Source organism: Streptomyces paradoxus (genome assembly GCF_014202475.1).
Taxonomy (GTDB): Bacteria; Actinomycetota; Actinomycetes; order Streptomycetales; family Streptomycetaceae; genus Streptomyces; species Streptomyces paradoxus.
The window spans coordinates 757,318-772,421 of record NZ_JACHGV010000003.1 but is presented as its reverse complement, the minus strand read 5'-3'; the positions used below and the strand labels follow the sequence as shown (position 1 = coordinate 772,421).

General features: G+C 72.6%; 7 protein-coding genes. 3 read left to right on the top strand and 4 right to left on the bottom strand.

The window, feature by feature from the left end; all coding sequences use genetic code 11:
• Nucleotides 1-6: 6 nt before the first annotated feature.
• The 3 genes from HNR57_RS13240 to HNR57_RS13230 form a co-directional block, all read right to left on the bottom strand.
• Nucleotides 7-3,585, bottom strand: coding sequence for an ATP-dependent DNA helicase (locus HNR57_RS13240; RefSeq protein ID WP_184559988.1), 3,579 nt, complete (start codon nucleotides 3,583-3,585; stop codon nucleotides 7-9).
• A 90-nt stretch (nucleotides 3,586-3,675) separates the two neighbouring features.
• Nucleotides 3,676-7,005, bottom strand: a complete 3,330-nt coding sequence (locus tag HNR57_RS13235; RefSeq protein ID WP_184559986.1) for an ATP-dependent helicase — start codon at nucleotides 7,003-7,005, stop codon at nucleotides 3,676-3,678.
• Nucleotides 7,006-7,271: 266 nt separating this feature from the next.
• Nucleotides 7,272-7,661 (bottom strand): MGMT family protein, encoded by a 390-nt coding sequence (locus HNR57_RS13230; RefSeq protein ID WP_246554478.1) that lies wholly within the window; start codon nucleotides 7,659-7,661, stop codon nucleotides 7,272-7,274.
• A 186-nt stretch (nucleotides 7,662-7,847) separates the two neighbouring features.
• Here HNR57_RS13230 and HNR57_RS13225 point away from each other — a divergent pair, with 186 nt between their 5' ends.
• The 3 genes from HNR57_RS13225 to HNR57_RS13215 all read left to right on the top strand — a co-directional run bounded on the left by HNR57_RS13225 (nucleotide 7,848) and on the right by HNR57_RS13215 (nucleotide 13,854).
• Nucleotides 7,848-10,577 carry a lysylphosphatidylglycerol synthase domain-containing protein gene (locus tag HNR57_RS13225; RefSeq protein WP_184559982.1) on the top strand — a complete coding sequence of 910 codons (2,730 nt, stop codon included), beginning with the start codon at nucleotides 7,848-7,850 and terminating at the stop codon, nucleotides 10,575-10,577.
• A 127-nt stretch (nucleotides 10,578-10,704) separates the two neighbouring features.
• The gene (locus HNR57_RS13220) at nucleotides 10,705-12,252 is read left to right on the top strand and encodes an alpha/beta hydrolase (RefSeq protein WP_184559980.1); all 1,548 of its coding nucleotides are present in this window, start codon (nucleotides 10,705-10,707) and stop codon (nucleotides 12,250-12,252) included.
• A 132-nt stretch (nucleotides 12,253-12,384) separates the two neighbouring features.
• On the top strand, nucleotides 12,385-13,854 hold the full coding sequence (locus HNR57_RS13215) for an alpha/beta hydrolase (protein ID WP_184559979.1): 1,470 nt from the start codon (nucleotides 12,385-12,387) through the stop codon (nucleotides 13,852-13,854).
• Between the two features lie 71 nt (nucleotides 13,855-13,925).
• Here the strand turns inward: HNR57_RS13215 and moeZ are convergent, their stop codons facing one another.
• Nucleotides 13,926-15,104, bottom strand: coding sequence for an adenylyltransferase/sulfurtransferase MoeZ (gene moeZ / locus HNR57_RS13210; RefSeq protein WP_107455569.1), 1,179 nt, complete (start codon nucleotides 15,102-15,104; stop codon nucleotides 13,926-13,928).

Here is a 15,104-nt window from a genome sequence, read left to right as displayed (position 1 = left end):
ACGAGCCTATCGGCCCGCACGGACGTCCTCGGAGTGCGGTTCCTCACCGAGCTCCCCTTCCGGCGGCTCGTCCAGGAGCAGCCGCTCCAGTGCGGCCCGGCCGGGCAGGTCCCGCGGGCGTACGACCTCCCCGCTGCGCACGTACAGGAACGCGGCTGTGACCGACTCCGGGGGCACGCCCTGCTGCTCGGCCCAGGCCAGCCGGTAGACGGCCAGCTGGAGAGGGTCGGCGGTGCGGGAACGGCTGGTCTTCCAGTCGACGATCTCGTACGTCGCGTCCTCCCCGTCGCCCTCCTTGTAGACGGCGTCGATGCGGCCCCGGACGATCCGGCCGCCGATCTCGAGCTGGAAGGGTGCCTCCACCCGGTGGGGCGTGCGGCGTGCGTACTCGGTCCGCTCGAAGGCCTCCTTGAGCGCCTCCAGGTCCCGCTCGTCGGCGATCTCGGCGTCACTGCCGGGCAGTTCCTCCGGCTCCAGCATGGGCAGCGTGAGTTCCTCGAAGCGGGCCTCGACCCAGGCGTGGAAGCGGGTGCCGCGGCGCGCGGCGGGCTGGGGCGGGCGCGGCATGGGGCGGGCCAGCTCCTGGGCGAAGCCGTCCGGGTCGGCGGCCAGGTGCATCAGCTGGGAGGCCGTGAGGGACGCCGGCAGGGGCACCTCGGTGACGCTGTCGCGGGCGCGCAGGAGCTCGCCGGCCAGGGCGTCGAGGTCGCGATCCCAGGAGGCGACGGCGCGGGCCTCCTCCGGGGTGAGGCGCGGAAGTTCCCGGCCTGGGGAGCCGGGGTGAGGGCGGGCGGCCGGGGGCTCGGGCGGGGCCGCCTGGTGGGGGACGGTGGGGCGGATCGCGGGCGGGGCGTCCCCGTCCGACGGGTCTTCGCCGACGGCCTCCTCGAAGGGCTTCTCGCCGAAGGGGGCATCATCGAACGGTGCCTCGTCGAACGGGTCGGGTTCGGCGTACAGGTCGGGCTCGTCGAACGGGTCCGGCTCGTCGAACGGGGGCTCGTCGTCCTCGGGCGGCGGCGGCCACTCCGGGTCGTCGAGGGCGTCCGGGTCGTGCGTGGCCGCGGGGTGCCCGTCCCCGTGGGACGCGAGGTTCTCCAGGTGGGCCAGGACGGTCTCGGCTGCCGCGCGGCGGCGGGCCAGGGCGGCCGCGTCCAGGGGCAGGGGCCACACCTGGTCGGCCGTCGCCTGGTGCAGGGCCGGGTTCTCCTCGTCGTCGGCGGGTTCGTCCGCCCAGGCCTCGATCTCGCCGTGCCCGGCCTCGCAGTGCTCGTACAGGGCCTGGAGGAACGCGGACGGCCCGCGGCGCTTCTTCTGGGTGGGCCCCCACCAGTGGCCGGAGCCCAGGAGGAGGGAGCGGGGGCGGGTGAAGGTGACGTAGCCGAGACGGAGTTCCTCGGTGTGCTGGTGCTCCTTCATCGCCTCGTGGAAGGCCTTCAGGCCCCTGGCGTCCCAGGACGTGACATCGGGCAGGGTGTCGGCGTCGCCGCGCAGCTCGTGCGGCAGGACCTTGCCCTGGGAGGTCCACTTCTCGCGGCCCTGGCTGCTGGGGAAGGTGCCGGTGACCAGGCCGGGGACGACCACGACGTCCCACTCCAGGCCCTTGGACTTGTGGGCGGTGAGCACCTTGACGGTGTTCTCGCCGCCCGGAAGGGCGTTGTCGAGCCCCTTCTCGTACTGGGCGGCGGTGCGCAGGAAGCCGAGGAAGGCGAGCAGGGTCGCCTCGTTGTCACCGGCGGCGAAGGAGGCGGCGACGTCCAGGAAGTTGGACAGGGTCTCGCGGCGGCGCGCCGCAAGGGCGTGCGGGGACGCCGAGAGCTCGACCTCCAGGCCGGTGACGGCGAGGACGCGGTGCAGGACGTCCATCAACGGGTCGGCCAGGGAGCGGCGCAGCTCGCGCAGTTCGGTGGCCAGCCGGGCGAAGCGCACGCGCGCGTCGGGCGAGAACGGCAGTCCGTCGTCGTCACCGCGGCCGTCCAGCGGGGTCTCCAGGAACGTGTCGAGGGCGTCCGCGAGGGAGATCACCTCGGACGGGTCGATCCCCTCGACGGCCTCGGCGAGACGGCGGTCCTGGTCGTCGTCGTCCGCCACGCGCGCGTGGGCCACGAGGAGCCGGGCGCGCCGCCCCAGGAGGGCGAGGTCGCGCGGGCCGATGCGCCAGCGCGGGCCGGTGAGCAGGCGTACCAGGGAGGCGTTGGCGCCGGGGTCCTGGAGGACCTCGCAGACGGCGACGAGGTCGGCGATCTCGGGCAGGTGCAGCAGCCCGGACAGGCCGACGACCTCGACGGGGATGTCCCGGGCGACCAGGGCGCCCTGGATCTCGGCGAAGTCGGTCGCGGTGCGGCACAGGACGGCGATCTCGCCCGGTGCCGTGCCGGTCCGGACGAGGTGGGCGACGGAGTCGGCGGCCCAGTCGATCTCCTCGGCGTGGGTGCGCAGCAGGGCGCAGCGGACCATGCCGTCGCGTTCGGCACCGGGGGCCGGGCGGAGTGCCTCCACGCCCGCGTGCAGGGCACGCAGGGGCTCCGCGAGGCCGTTGGCGAGGTCGAGGAGACGGCCGCCGCTGCGGCGGTTCTCGCTGAGGGCCTGGCGGGTCGCGGGGCGGCCGTCGGCGTGGGCGAAGTGCTCGGGGAAGTCGTCGAGGTTGGCGACGGAGGCACCGCGCCAGCCGTAGATCGCCTGGCAGGGGTCGCCGACGGCGGTGACGGGATGTCCGGTGCCCTCGCCGAACAGGCCCGCCAGGAGGACGCGTTGGGCGACCGACGTGTCCTGGTACTCGTCGAGCAGGACCACCCGGAACTCGTCGCGCAGGGCGCGGCCCACCTCGGGGATGCCGGCGAGGCGGGCCGACAGCGCGATCTGGTCGCCGAAGTCGAGCAAGTCCCGCTCGCGTTTGGCGGCGCGGTAGCGGGTGACCAGCTCGGCGAGTTCACGCCGGGCGGCGGCCGCGTCGGGGACCTTGCGCAGGTCGGCGTTGCTGAGCTTGGCGCCCCGCAGGGTCAGCAGCAGTTCGGCGTCGTACGCGCGCAGTGCCTCCGGGCGTACGAGGTGCTCGGCGAGTTCGGAGTCGAGGGCGAGGAGGTCGCCGACCAGGTCCGGGAAGGAACGGGTCAGGGCCGGGTAGGGCCCGGGGGCCTCGCGCAGGACGCGTGCGGCGAGCTGGAAACGGGTGGCGTCGGCGAGCAGCCGGGAGGTGGGCTCCAGACCGATGCGCAGGCCGTGGTCGGTCAGCAGGCGGCCCGCGAAGGCGTGATACGTGGAGATCACCGGCTCGCCGGGCGGGTTGTCCGGGTCGATGGCGTCCGGGTCGGTGACGCCGGCCCTCACGAGCGCCTTGCGCACGCGCTCGGCGAGTTCGGCGGCGGCCTTGTTGGTGAAGGTGAGGCCGAGCACCTGCTCGGGGGCGACCTGGCCGGTGCCGACCAGCCAGACCACGCGGGCCGCCATCACCGTCGTCTTGCCCGAGCCGGCTCCGGCGACGATCACCTGCGGGGCGGGCGGCGCGGTGATGCAGGCCGTCTGCTCCGGGGTGAACGGGATGCCGAGGAGCTCCTTGAGCTGTTCGGGATCGGTGAGTCGGGCGGGCACATCGAAAGGCTAGCGGCGGCCACTGACAGTGGTGACCGAACGGGCCCCCGGGGCAGAGGAAGCGCAGGTCAGCACGTGTGGTGCGATAGCTCACTCGACGACGTGACGGCCCTCCTGCCGGGCGCTGCACGAGGTCCGGAACGCGCAGTGCGTGCAGTGCTGCCCGGCGGTCGGGGTGAACCGTTCGTCGAGGACCTTCCCGGCTGCGGTGGCCAGCAGATCGCCGACCCACTCCCCCTCCAGCGGCTCCTGGGCCTGCACCTTGGGCAGGGTCTCGCCGCCGTCGCGTTTGGCCGCTCCCTGCCGGAGGTGGACGAGTTCGGCGCCGCCCGGCTCGGGACGCACGCCGTTGAAGGCCTCGTCGACGGCACCCTCGCGGACGGCCAGCTGGTAGACGGCGAGCTGCGGGTGACGCTCCACTTCCTTGGAACCGGGCGCCTGCTTGCCGGTCTTGAAGTCGACCACGTAGGCGCGGCCGTCGCCGTCCGCCTCGACCCGGTCCATCTGGCCGCGGATGCGCACCTGGTAGTCGCCCGCTTCGAGGGTGACGTCGAAGTCGTGCTCGCTGGCCACCGGGGTGCGCCCGGTGCGGTTCATGACGTGCCACTGCAGGAACCGTTCGAGCGCCACGCGCGCGTTGTCCTTCTCCTGGGCCGACTTCCACGGCGCGTCGAAGGCCAGCGCGTTCCACACGGAGTCGAGGCGTTCCATGAGGACGCCGAGGTCGGCCGGGGTGTGCCCGGAGGCGACCTCGTCGGCGAGGACGTGCACCACGTTGCCGAAGCCCTGGGCGGCCGTGGCGGGTGCGCCGGCCTTCACCTCGCGGCCCAGGAACCACTGCAGGGCGCAGGTGTTGGCGAGCTGGTCGAGGGCGCTGCCGGAGAGCACGACCGGCTGGTCGCGGTCGCGCAGCGGCATCTTGGACTCGGTCGGCTCGAACATCCCCCACCAGCGGTAGGGATGCGCGGACGGCACCAGGGGGCGGCCGTCCTCGTCGGCGAGGGCGGCGAGCCGGGCCAGGCGACGGGCGGCGGCCTCCCGGAGGGCGTCGGAGACGCGCGGGTCGACCGTGGTGGCCCGCAGTTCGGCGACGAGCGCCGCGACGGACAGGGGACGGCGCGGGCGCCCGGTGACGTCCTTGGGTTCGACGCCGAGTTCGGTCAGGAAGCGGGAGGGCTGGTCACCGTCGTCCGCGGGGGCCTTGACCGCGGTGACGACGAGACGCTCCTTCGCGCGCGTGGCGGCCACGTAGAACAGGCGGCGCTCCTCGGCGAGCAGCGCGCCGGGGGTGAGGGGTTCGGCGAGGCCGTCACGGCCGATGCGGTCCGCCTCCAGGAGTGAACCGCGCCGGCGCAGGTCCGGCCACAGGCCCTCCTGGACCCCTGCCACGACCACGAGGCGCCACTGGAGGCCCTTGGAGCGGTGCGCGGTCATCAGGCGGACGGCTTCGGGGCGCACGGTGCGCCGCGCGAGGGTGTCGGCGGCGATGTCCTCGGCGTCGATCTCCTCCAGGAAGTTCAGGGTGCCCCGGCCGCCGGTGCGTTCCTCGGCGCGGGCCGCGGTGGCGAACAGGGCGCAGACGGCGTCCAGGTCGCGGTCCGCGTTGCGCCCGGCGGCGCCGCCCCGGCGGGCGGCCCGCTCCAGCCGTGTGGGCCACGGTGTGCCCGCCCAGAGGTCCCACAGCGCCTCCTCGGCCGTACCGCCGCCGGCGAGGCGCTCGCGGGCCTTGCGCAGCAGTGCGCCGAGGCGCTGGGCGCCGCGCGCGTACGCGGGGTCGTGCACGGCCAGACGCTCGGGCTCGGCGAGCGCCTGTGCGAGCAGTTCGTCGGAGGGGGGCGGCAGGGGGTTGCCGGCGGCCCGTTCCTCGTCGCGCAGGGCGCGGCCGAGGCGGCGCAGGTCGGCCGCGTCCATGCTCGCGAGGGGGGAGGTCAGGAGGGTGAGGGCGGTCTCGGTGTCGAGCCAGGGGGCGGTCGGCTCCGCGTCGGGAGCGCCGTCGGACGCAGGGTCCCTCTCGGCGGCCCCGGCGGCCTCTGCCAGGGCCACCGCCCGCAACGCCGTCAGCAGCGGTGCCACGGCCGGTTCGTGCCGCAGCGGCACGTCGTCCCCGTCCCCGTCGACGGGGACGCCCGCCGCCGTGAGGGCACGGCGGACCGTGGGGATGGTGCGGGAGCCGGCGCGAACCAGGACGGCCATGTCACTCCACGGGACGCCGTCCTCCAGGTGGGCCCTGCGGAGGATGTCGGCGATGTTGTCCAGCTCCGTCCCGGACGTCGGGTAGGTGTATGCCTCGACGCGGCCGCCGTCCCGTACGGCGGCGAGCTCGCGATGGGCGCGCACCTTCTCGGCGGGGAGTCTGGTCAGTGGCATGCGCTGGGTGAGCAGCCGGGTGGCGGCCAGCAGGCCGGCCCCGGAGCGGCGGGACGTGCGCAGCACGGTGACGGGGGCCGGGCGGCCGTCCGCGCGCGGGAAGGCGTGCGGGAAGTCCAGGATGTTGTTCACGTCGGCCCCGCGGAACGCGTAGATCGACTGGTCGGGATCGCCGAAGGCCACGAGCGTGCGGCCGCCGCCTGCCAGGGCGTCCAGCAGCCGTACCTGAGCGGGGTCCGTGTCCTGGTACTCGTCGACGTAGACGGCGTCGTACCGGGCGGCGAGCCAGGCCGCGACCTCGGGGCGGCGGGCGAGGAGGACCGCGCGGTGGACGAGTTCCGCGTAGTCGATCACGCCCTGCAGGTCGAGCACGTCGAGGTACTCGGCGAGGAAGGCGGCCGCGGCTCGCCAGTCGGGCCGTCCCGTGCGGCGGGCGAAGGCGTCCAGGGCGTCGGGCCCGAGGCCCAGTTCACGGCTGCGGGCGAGGACCGCGCGGACCTCGTCGGCGAAACCGCGGGTGGTCAGGCAGGCGCGCAGTTCGTCGGGCCAGCGCACGTGCGCGAGCCCGAGCCGTTCCAGATCCACCTGGCCCGCGAGCAGCTCGCGCACCGAGACGTCCTGCTCGGGACCGGACAGCAGCCGCAGCGGCTCCACGAACAGGGCGCTGTCCTGGTGAGCCCGGACCAGGGCGTAGCAGAACGAGTGGAAGGTGGTCGCCTGGGGAGCGCGGGCGGTCCCGGCCCGCTGGGCCATGCGGTCGCGCAGCTCGACGGCCGCCCGGCGGCTGAAGGTGAGCACCAGGACGCGCTCGGGGTCCCCGCCCCGGGCGACCCGCTCGGCCACGGACTCGACGAGGGTGGTGGTCTTGCCGGTGCCCGGACCTGCGAGGACGAGGAGCGGGCCCGCCGTGTGGTCAACCACGGAGCGCTGCGAGGCGTCCAAAAGAGGGGGGTCCATGCGGACAGGGGGGGTACGTACCAGTCGGTAAGCGCCACGATTCCCCCGCCGCACCCGGGGGTGCGACAGGCCGCTGGTGGAGGAAGAGGAGCTCACGTGGTTCGCCGGTTCTGGTGGAAGTGCTGGTTGGCGGGCCACCGCGGGTGGCGGGCGGTGACCGCGGGGTGACGGGGGCGCGCGCAGCCGACGCTACGCCGACGAGTGAGGCGGAAGCAGGGCTTCCCCTTCTTCCCACCGGCCACTCGCGACACTCGCGGCACTCATGCCCCTCGACTCACGAACGTACGTCATGCCGCCGGTGTGCCCCGATTCCCCCGTACGGATCACGGGTCACACGGGAGGCCGTCCGATGGCGGAAGCTGTCAGGTGTGACCCCCCGCGCGATCACCGCCGTCCCACCGCGCCCGTCTCATGTCGATACGCGGCAGGTGGCCCTCGGCGGCGCGGCTCGCCTCCTTCAGGGGCGTGCCCTCCGTTCGGTAGTGGCCGAGCGCCCGCTGTTCGTGCCCCGGCAGCAGGACGCCGTCCGCGCGGACGACCCGCCACCACGGGACGGCTCCCCCGTAGAGCGCCATCACCCGGCCGACCTGCCGCGGACCGCCCTGCTCCAGCCACTCGGCGACGTCCCCGTAGGTCATGACACGACCGGGCGGAATCAGTTCGGCCACGTCGAGGACCCGCTCGGCGTACTCGGGCAGCGCTTGCGCGGGCCCCTCCTCGTACCGGCCCCCCTCAGGGCTCTGCTCACTCATCCGCCCCATCCTGCCCCACCCCACCGACAACGGGCCGGGCGTGCTCCCGGGCGTCTTCCTCGCCCGGCAGGAGCGCGTCGGGCAGACTGTCCGCCCCCGCATGTGCACCCTGATTGCCCCGTGTGCCGGTGCGGCATGCCACCATCGTGCGGGCGGTGACCGGTGATACGAGACCAAGAAGAGACGATGAAGCAGCAGGGTGCGCACCCCGAGGACACGGAAGGCACCACTGACGCTTCGTCGCGCCCGGGCACTGCGGACGACGGTACGAAGGGGGCCGCGAAGAAGAACCGGGCCTCCGCCGAGGAGCCCGAGTTCGCCCACATCGACGAGGTGGAGGGCGACGAACCGCTGCTCCCCGCGCGCGTGCACCGTCCGTCCGACCTGATGCGCCTGCTGGTGGGCGTGCTCGCCGTCGCGATCCTGATCGGGATCGCCGCGTTCGCGCACGGCACCACCTCGGGCCTCGAACAGGACATCAACAAGGGCACCGGGCAGGCGCCCGACCTGCTCATCAAGATCGCCGGGCTGGCCTCCAGCATCGCGATCCTGCTGGTACCGGTCGCCTTCGCCATCGAGCGGCTGATCAAACGGGACGGACTGCGCATCGCCGACGGCGTGCTCGCGGCGGTCCTCGCACACGGTGTGACCCTCGCCACCGACCTGTGGGTCGCCCGGGCCGCCCCCGACTCGATCCAGGAGGCGCTCACCCAGCCCTCCCCCGGCGACATCCACGCGCTGACCGATCCCGTACACGGCTATCTGGCCCCGGTCATCGCCTACATGACGGCCGTCGGCATGTCGCGCAGACCGCGGTGGCGCGCGGTGCTGTGGGTCGTGCTGCTCCTCGACGCCTTCTCGATGCTCGTCACCGGGTACACGACCCCGTTCTCGATCATCCTGACCGTGCTGATCGGCTGGACCGTGGCCTACGGCACGCTGTACGCGGTCGGCTCCCCCAACGTCCGGCCCACCGGGCAGACGCTGATGGCGGGTCTGCGGACCGTCGGTTTCCGCCCCGTCAGCGCGTCCCGCGAGGACACCTCGGACAACCCGGACACCGGGGACCGGGGTCGCCGCTACTTCGTCACGCTCGAGGACGGCCGGCCCCTGGACGTAACGGTGGTCGACCGGGAGCAGCAGGCCCAGGGCTTCTTCTACCGCGCCTGGCGCAACCTCACCCTGCGCGGCTTCGCCACCCGCAGCAGCCTGCAGTCGCTGCGGCAGGCCCTGGAGCAGGAGGCCCTGCTGGCGTACGCGGCGATCGCGGCCGGCGCCAACGCGCCCAAGCTGATCGCCACCTCCGAGCTGGGGCCCGACGCGGTGATGCTCGTCTACGAGCACAGCGGCGGACGCACCCTCGACTCGCTGTCGGACGAGGAGATCACCGACGACCTGCTGCGCGACACCTGGCACCAGGTGAAGGCGCTGCAGTCGCGGCGCATCGCGCATCGCAGGCTGGTGGGCGACGCGATCCTGGTGGATCGTTCCGGCACGGTGATCCTCACCGACCTGCGCGTCGGCGAGATCGCGGCCGGTGACCTGCTGCTGCGCATGGACACCTCCCAGCTGCTGGTGACGCTCGGCCTCCGGGTCGGCGCCGAGCGGGCGGTCGCCTCGGCGGTGGGCGTGCTCGGCCCGGACGCGGTGGCGGACTGCCTGCCGATGCTCCAGCCCATCGCGCTCAGCCGCTCCACGCGCGCGACGCTGCGCAGACTGGCCCGGGAACGGGCACAGCGCGAACGCGACGCGGTCCTGGAAGCGTCACGGCAGGCCAAGCAGGCCCGTCTTGAGGGAGACGCGGACGAGTCCGGGCCCGCCCTGGAGAAGCCCGACAAGAAGGCCGTACGGGCGGAGCAGCGGGCCGAGAAGCGGGCGATCGACGAGGCCGTGGAGGAGGCGCGCGAGGAGGACCTGCTCACGCAGATCCGGCACGCGGTGCTGCGGATCAGGCCACAGGCACCCGTCGAGCCGGCCCGGCTGGAGCGGGTGCGGCCACGCACGCTGATCAGCTTCATGGCCGGCGCGATCGGCGCGTACTTCCTGCTGACGCAGCTCACGCACATCGAGTTCGGGCCGCTCATCGCGAACGCCGAGTGGGGCTGGGTCGCCGCGGCCGTGCTGTTCTCGATGTGCAGCTACGTGGCGGCGGCGATGGCGCTGCTGGGATTCGTGCCCGAGCGGGTGCCGTTCGTGCGGACTGTGGCGGCGCAGGTCGCCGGATCGTTCGTGAAGATCGTCGCCCCGGCGGCGGTGGGCGGTGTCGCCCTGAACACCCGTTTCCTCCAGCGCGCGGGCGTGCGGCCGGGGCTCGCGGTGGCGAGTGTCGGCGCGTCGCAGTTGTTCGGGCTCGGCTGCCACATCCTGATGCTGCTGTCCTTCGGCTATCTGACCGGCACCGAGAAGACGCCGTCGCTGTCGCCGTCCCGGACGGTCATCGCGGGTCTGCTGACGGTCGCGGTGCTCGTGCTCGTGGTGACGTCGGTGCCGTTCCTGCGCAAGTTCGTGTCCACGCGCGTGCGGTCGCTGTTCGCGGGCGTCGTGCCGCGCATGCTGGACGTGCTGCAGCGGCCGCAGAAGCTGGTCACCGGCATCGGCGGCATGCTGCTGCTGACCGCCTGCTTCGTGATGTGCCTGGACGCGTCGATCCGCGCGTTCGGCGACGAGTCCACGTCGATCAGCCTCGCCAGCGTCGCCGTCGTCTTCCTGGCGGGCAACGCCCTGGGCTCGGCGGCGCCGACACCGGGCGGTGTCGGCGCGGTCGAGGCGACGCTGACTGTGGGTCTGATCGCCGTCGGGCTCCCGAAGGAGGTCGCGGCACCGGCGGTCCTGCTGTTCCGCCTGCTGACGCTGTGGCTGCCCGTGCTGCCGGGCTGGCTGGCCTTCAACCACCTCACGCGCAAGCAGGCCCTCTGACCCGACCGGGCCGAAGCCCGCCACCCCGTTGAGCAGGCCCTCCGGCCTCACCTGACCCTCTTGCCCCTCTTACCTCGTACGGCACGCGTCCCGCGCGCCCCGTCCGCTACCGCCGCAGGATGGAACCATGCCATCCCTCCTCCGGCCGCGGGCCGCCGTCCTGACCGTCTCCGCCCTGCTGCTGTCCACCGTGCTGGCGGCCTGCGGCGACGACGCCCAGAACAACGAGGACGTGACGCGGCAGGAACTGAGCTGGAAGGCCTGCCCGGCCCCGGACGAGGCGCAGGGCGGAGGCGCCTCGCCCTCTCCCCTGCCGGACGACGGTGAGTGGCAGTGCGCCACGATGAAGGCCCCGCTCGACTGGGGCGACCCGAAGGGCGACACGATCGGCCTCGAACTGATCCGGGTCAGAACGACCGGCGCCACGAACGAGCGCATCGGTTCGCTCATCTTCAACTTCGGCGGCCCCGGCGGCTCGGGCGTCACCTCTCTGCCCGCCTTCGCGGAGGGCTACGAGACCTTGCGCACCCGCTACGACCTGGTCAGTTTCGACCCCCGCGGGGTCGGCCGCAGCGACCCCGTGATCTGCGAGAACGACCAGCAGCTCGACGCCTACTTCCAGCAGGACGGCACCCCCGACGACGCCGCCGAACGCACTCAGCTGCTGGACAGCACCACGGAGTTCAACGACGCCTGCGAGCAGAACTCGGAGAAGATCCTGCCGCACGTGCGCACCACCGACGCGGCCCGCGACCTGGACCTGATGCGCCAGGTCCTCGGCGACGACAAGCTGCACTACTTCGGCATCTCCTACGGCACCGAGCTGGGCGGCGTCTACGCCCACCTGTTCCCCGAGCGGGTCGGCCGTGCCGTGTTCGACGCCGTCGTCGACCCCACCCTGAACCCCGAACAGGGGTCGTTGGGGCAGGCCAAGGGTTTCCAGCTCGCACTCGACAACTTCGCCGAGGACTGCGTGTCGAAGACCGAGGAGTGCCCGATCGGCGACAGCGCGCAGGACGTGAAGGACCGCATCGCCAGACTGCTGGACGACCTCGACCGCCGGCCGATCGAGGGCATCTTCCCGCGCCAGCTGACCCAGACCGCCGCGACCAGCGGCATTCTGCAGGCCCTGTACTCGAAGGACCTCTGGGAGTTCCTCACCGACGGCCTGGAGGAGGCCTACGACGGCAACGGCAGCACCCTGATGCTGCTCTCCGACTCGATGAACGGGCGCAGCGAGAACGGCGAGTACGACAACTCGACCGCCGCCTTCACCGCCATCAGCTGCGCCGACTCCAAACCTCGCTACGACGCCGCCTACGTCGAGCGGCGGCTGCCGGAGTTCCGGGCCGCCTCACCCCTGTTCGGCGACTCCCTGGCCTGGGGCATGATCGGCTGCACCGACTGGGCCGTGGCGGGCGCCGCCGACCACCCGGACGTGAGCGCCCCGGGCGCGGCGCCCATTCTGGTCGTCGGCAACACGGGTGACCCGGCCACACCGTACGAGGGCGCCCGGGCCATGGTGAACGCGCTGGGCAAGGGCGTCGGGGTCGAGCTGACCTACCGGGGGCAGGGGCACGGCGCGTACGACAGCAAGAACAAGTGCGTGCAGAGCGCGGTGAACGGCTATCTGCTGGACGGGAAGGTGCCGCCGGCGGGCACCGTCTGCACCTGACACCCCAGCGATCCGAATACTTGCAGGTCAGAGAGTTATCCACAGGCTGAAACGGTCGGCGCGGGATCTGCCTACCATGGCCTGACCGCCATCCGCGGCACAGAGCGGACGGCCTGCGAGGGGGGATGGACAATGACGCGCTTCGTTCGGTGGACCGCTCTGGCGGCCGCCTCGGCCCTGCTGGCCGCGGGCTGCAGCGCCGGTTCGTCCGACGACGACAAGGGCGGGCTCTCGTGGGGCCGTTGCAAGGCCACCGCCGAAGGCCCCGCGCCGAGCAGCGACTGGCAGTGCGCGACGCTGAAGGTGCCGCTGGACTGGTCGGAGCCGGACGGCGAGACGATCGGCCTGGGACTGATCCGAGCCAAGGCGCGCGGCGAAGACCGCGTCGGGTCGCTGCTGTTCAACTTCGGCGGCCCGGGCGCCTCGGGCCTGTCCATGATGCCGTCGTACGCCCCGGCCGTCTCCTCGCTCCGCGAGCGGTACGACCTGGTCAGCTGGGACCCGCGCGGCGTGGGCGCCAGCGAGGGCGTGCGGTGCCGGGGCGACAAGGAGATCCAGGCCGCCGAGTCGGTGGACGTCTCCCCGGACACCCCCGCCGAGGAGAAGGCGTACTTCGAGGACGCCGCCGACTTCGGCCAGGGCTGCCGGAAGGACGCCGGGAAGCTGATGGCGCACGTCTCGACCGCCGACTCGGCCCGCGACATGGACCGCATCCGGGAAGCCCTCGGCGACGCCAGGATGAACTACTTCGGCATCTCCTACGGCACCGAACTGGGCGGCACCTATGCCCACCTCTTCCCGAAGAAGGTGGGCCGCATGACGCTGGACGCGGTCGTCGACCCCGGCGCCGACACCGTGGGCCACGCGGAGAACCAGGCCAGGGGCTTCCAGCGGGCACTGAACGGCTACCTCGAGTCCACGGGCCAGGACCCCGAGGAGGGCACACGCAAGATCGCGGACCTGCTGCGGCGGATCGACGCCCGGCCCCTGGCTGCGGGCACGCCCGGGCGGAAGCTGACCCAGACCCTGGCGGTCACGGGCATCATCCTTCCGCTGTACAGCAAGGACAGCTGGCCGACGCTGACCAGCGCCCTCGAAGCGGCCGAGCAGGGCGACGGCTCGGAGCTGCTGGCCCTCGCCGACCGCTACAACGAACGTGATCCGTCGGGACGCTACGGCACGACGACCCACTCCCAGCGGGTCATATCGTGCCTGGACGACAGGCAGCGGCCGACGATGGCCGAGACGAAGCGGCTGCTGCCCCGGTTCGAGAAGATCTCCCCCGTCTTCGGCGCCTTCCTCGGCTGGGACACGGCCGGCTGGTGCCACGACTGGCCGGTGCCCGGGCAGCACGACACTCCGGAGGTGAGCGCCCCCGGCGCGGCACCGGTCCTGGTGGTCGGCAACACCGGCGACCCTGCCACCCCGTACGAGGGCGCGCGGAGGATGGCCGACGAATTGGGCAAGGGTGTCGGGGTGATGCTCACCTGGCGGGGCGAGGGACATGGCGCCTATGGCAGCGGGAGCGACTGCGTCGACTCCACGGTGGACGCGTACCTCCTGGACGGCGCGGTGCCGAAGGACGGCAAGGTCTGCTCATGACGACGGCGGGGGCTCCCCGCACCCGTGGTGCGCGAAGCCCCCGCCGCTCGGAGAGGGAGGACCGGTGCGGCTCAGTACACCGGCTTGGCCGGCTCGATCTGGTTGACCCAGCCGATCACGCCGCCGCCGACGTGCACCGCGTCCGAGAAGCCCGCGGACTTGAGGACCGCGAGGACTTCCGCACTGCGGACACCCGTCTTGCAATGCAGGACGATCTTCTTGTCCTGCGGGAGGCTCTCCAGGGCGGTGCCCATGAGGAACTCGTTCTTCGGGATCAGCCGGGCGCCCGGGATGGAGACGATCTCGTACTCGTTCGGCTCGCGGACGTCGATGATGTCGATGCTCTCGCCGTCGTCGATCCACTCCTTGAGCTGCTTGGGAGTGATCGTGGAGTCGGCGGCCGCCGCCTGGGCCTCCTCGGAGACGACGCCGCAGAAGGCCTCGTAGTCGATGAGCTCGGTGACGGTCGGGTTCTCACCGCAGACCGCGCAGTTCGGGTCCTTGCGGACCTTGACCTGGCGGTACTGCATCTCCAGGGCGTCGTAGATCATCAGTCGGCCGACCAGCGGGTCGCCGATGCCGGCGAGCAGCTTGATGGCCTCGTTGACCTGGATGGAGCCGATGGACGCGCACAGCACGCCCAGGACGCCGCCCTCGGCGCAGGAGGGGACCATGCCGGGGGGCGGGGGCTCCGGGTACAGGCAGCGGTAGCAGGGGCCGTGCTCGGACCAGAAGACGGACGCCTGTCCGTCGAAGCGGTAGATCGAGCCCCAGACGTACGGCTTGTTCAGCAGCACGCAGGCGTCGTTGACCAGGTAGCGGGTCGCGAAGTTGTCCGTGCCGTCGACGATCAGGTCGTACTGGCTGAAGATCTCCATCACGTTGTCGGCCTCGAGCCGCTCCTCGTGAAGGATCACGTTCACGTACGGGTTGATGCCCTTGACGCTGTCGCGGGCGGACTCGGCCTTGGGGCGGCCGATGTCGGCCTGGCTGTGGATGATCTGGCGCTGCAGGTTCGACTCGTCGACCTCGTCGAACTCCACGATGCCGAGGGTGCCGACGCCCGCGGCGGCCAGGTACATCAGCGCCGGCGAGCCCAGGCCGCCGGCGCCCACACACAGCACCTTGGCGTTCTTCAGCCGCTTCTGCCCGTCCATCCCGACGTCGGGGATGATCAGGTGGCGGGAGTACCTGCGGACCTCGTCTACGGTGAGCTCGGAAGCCGGCTCGACCAGGGGTGGCAGCGACAC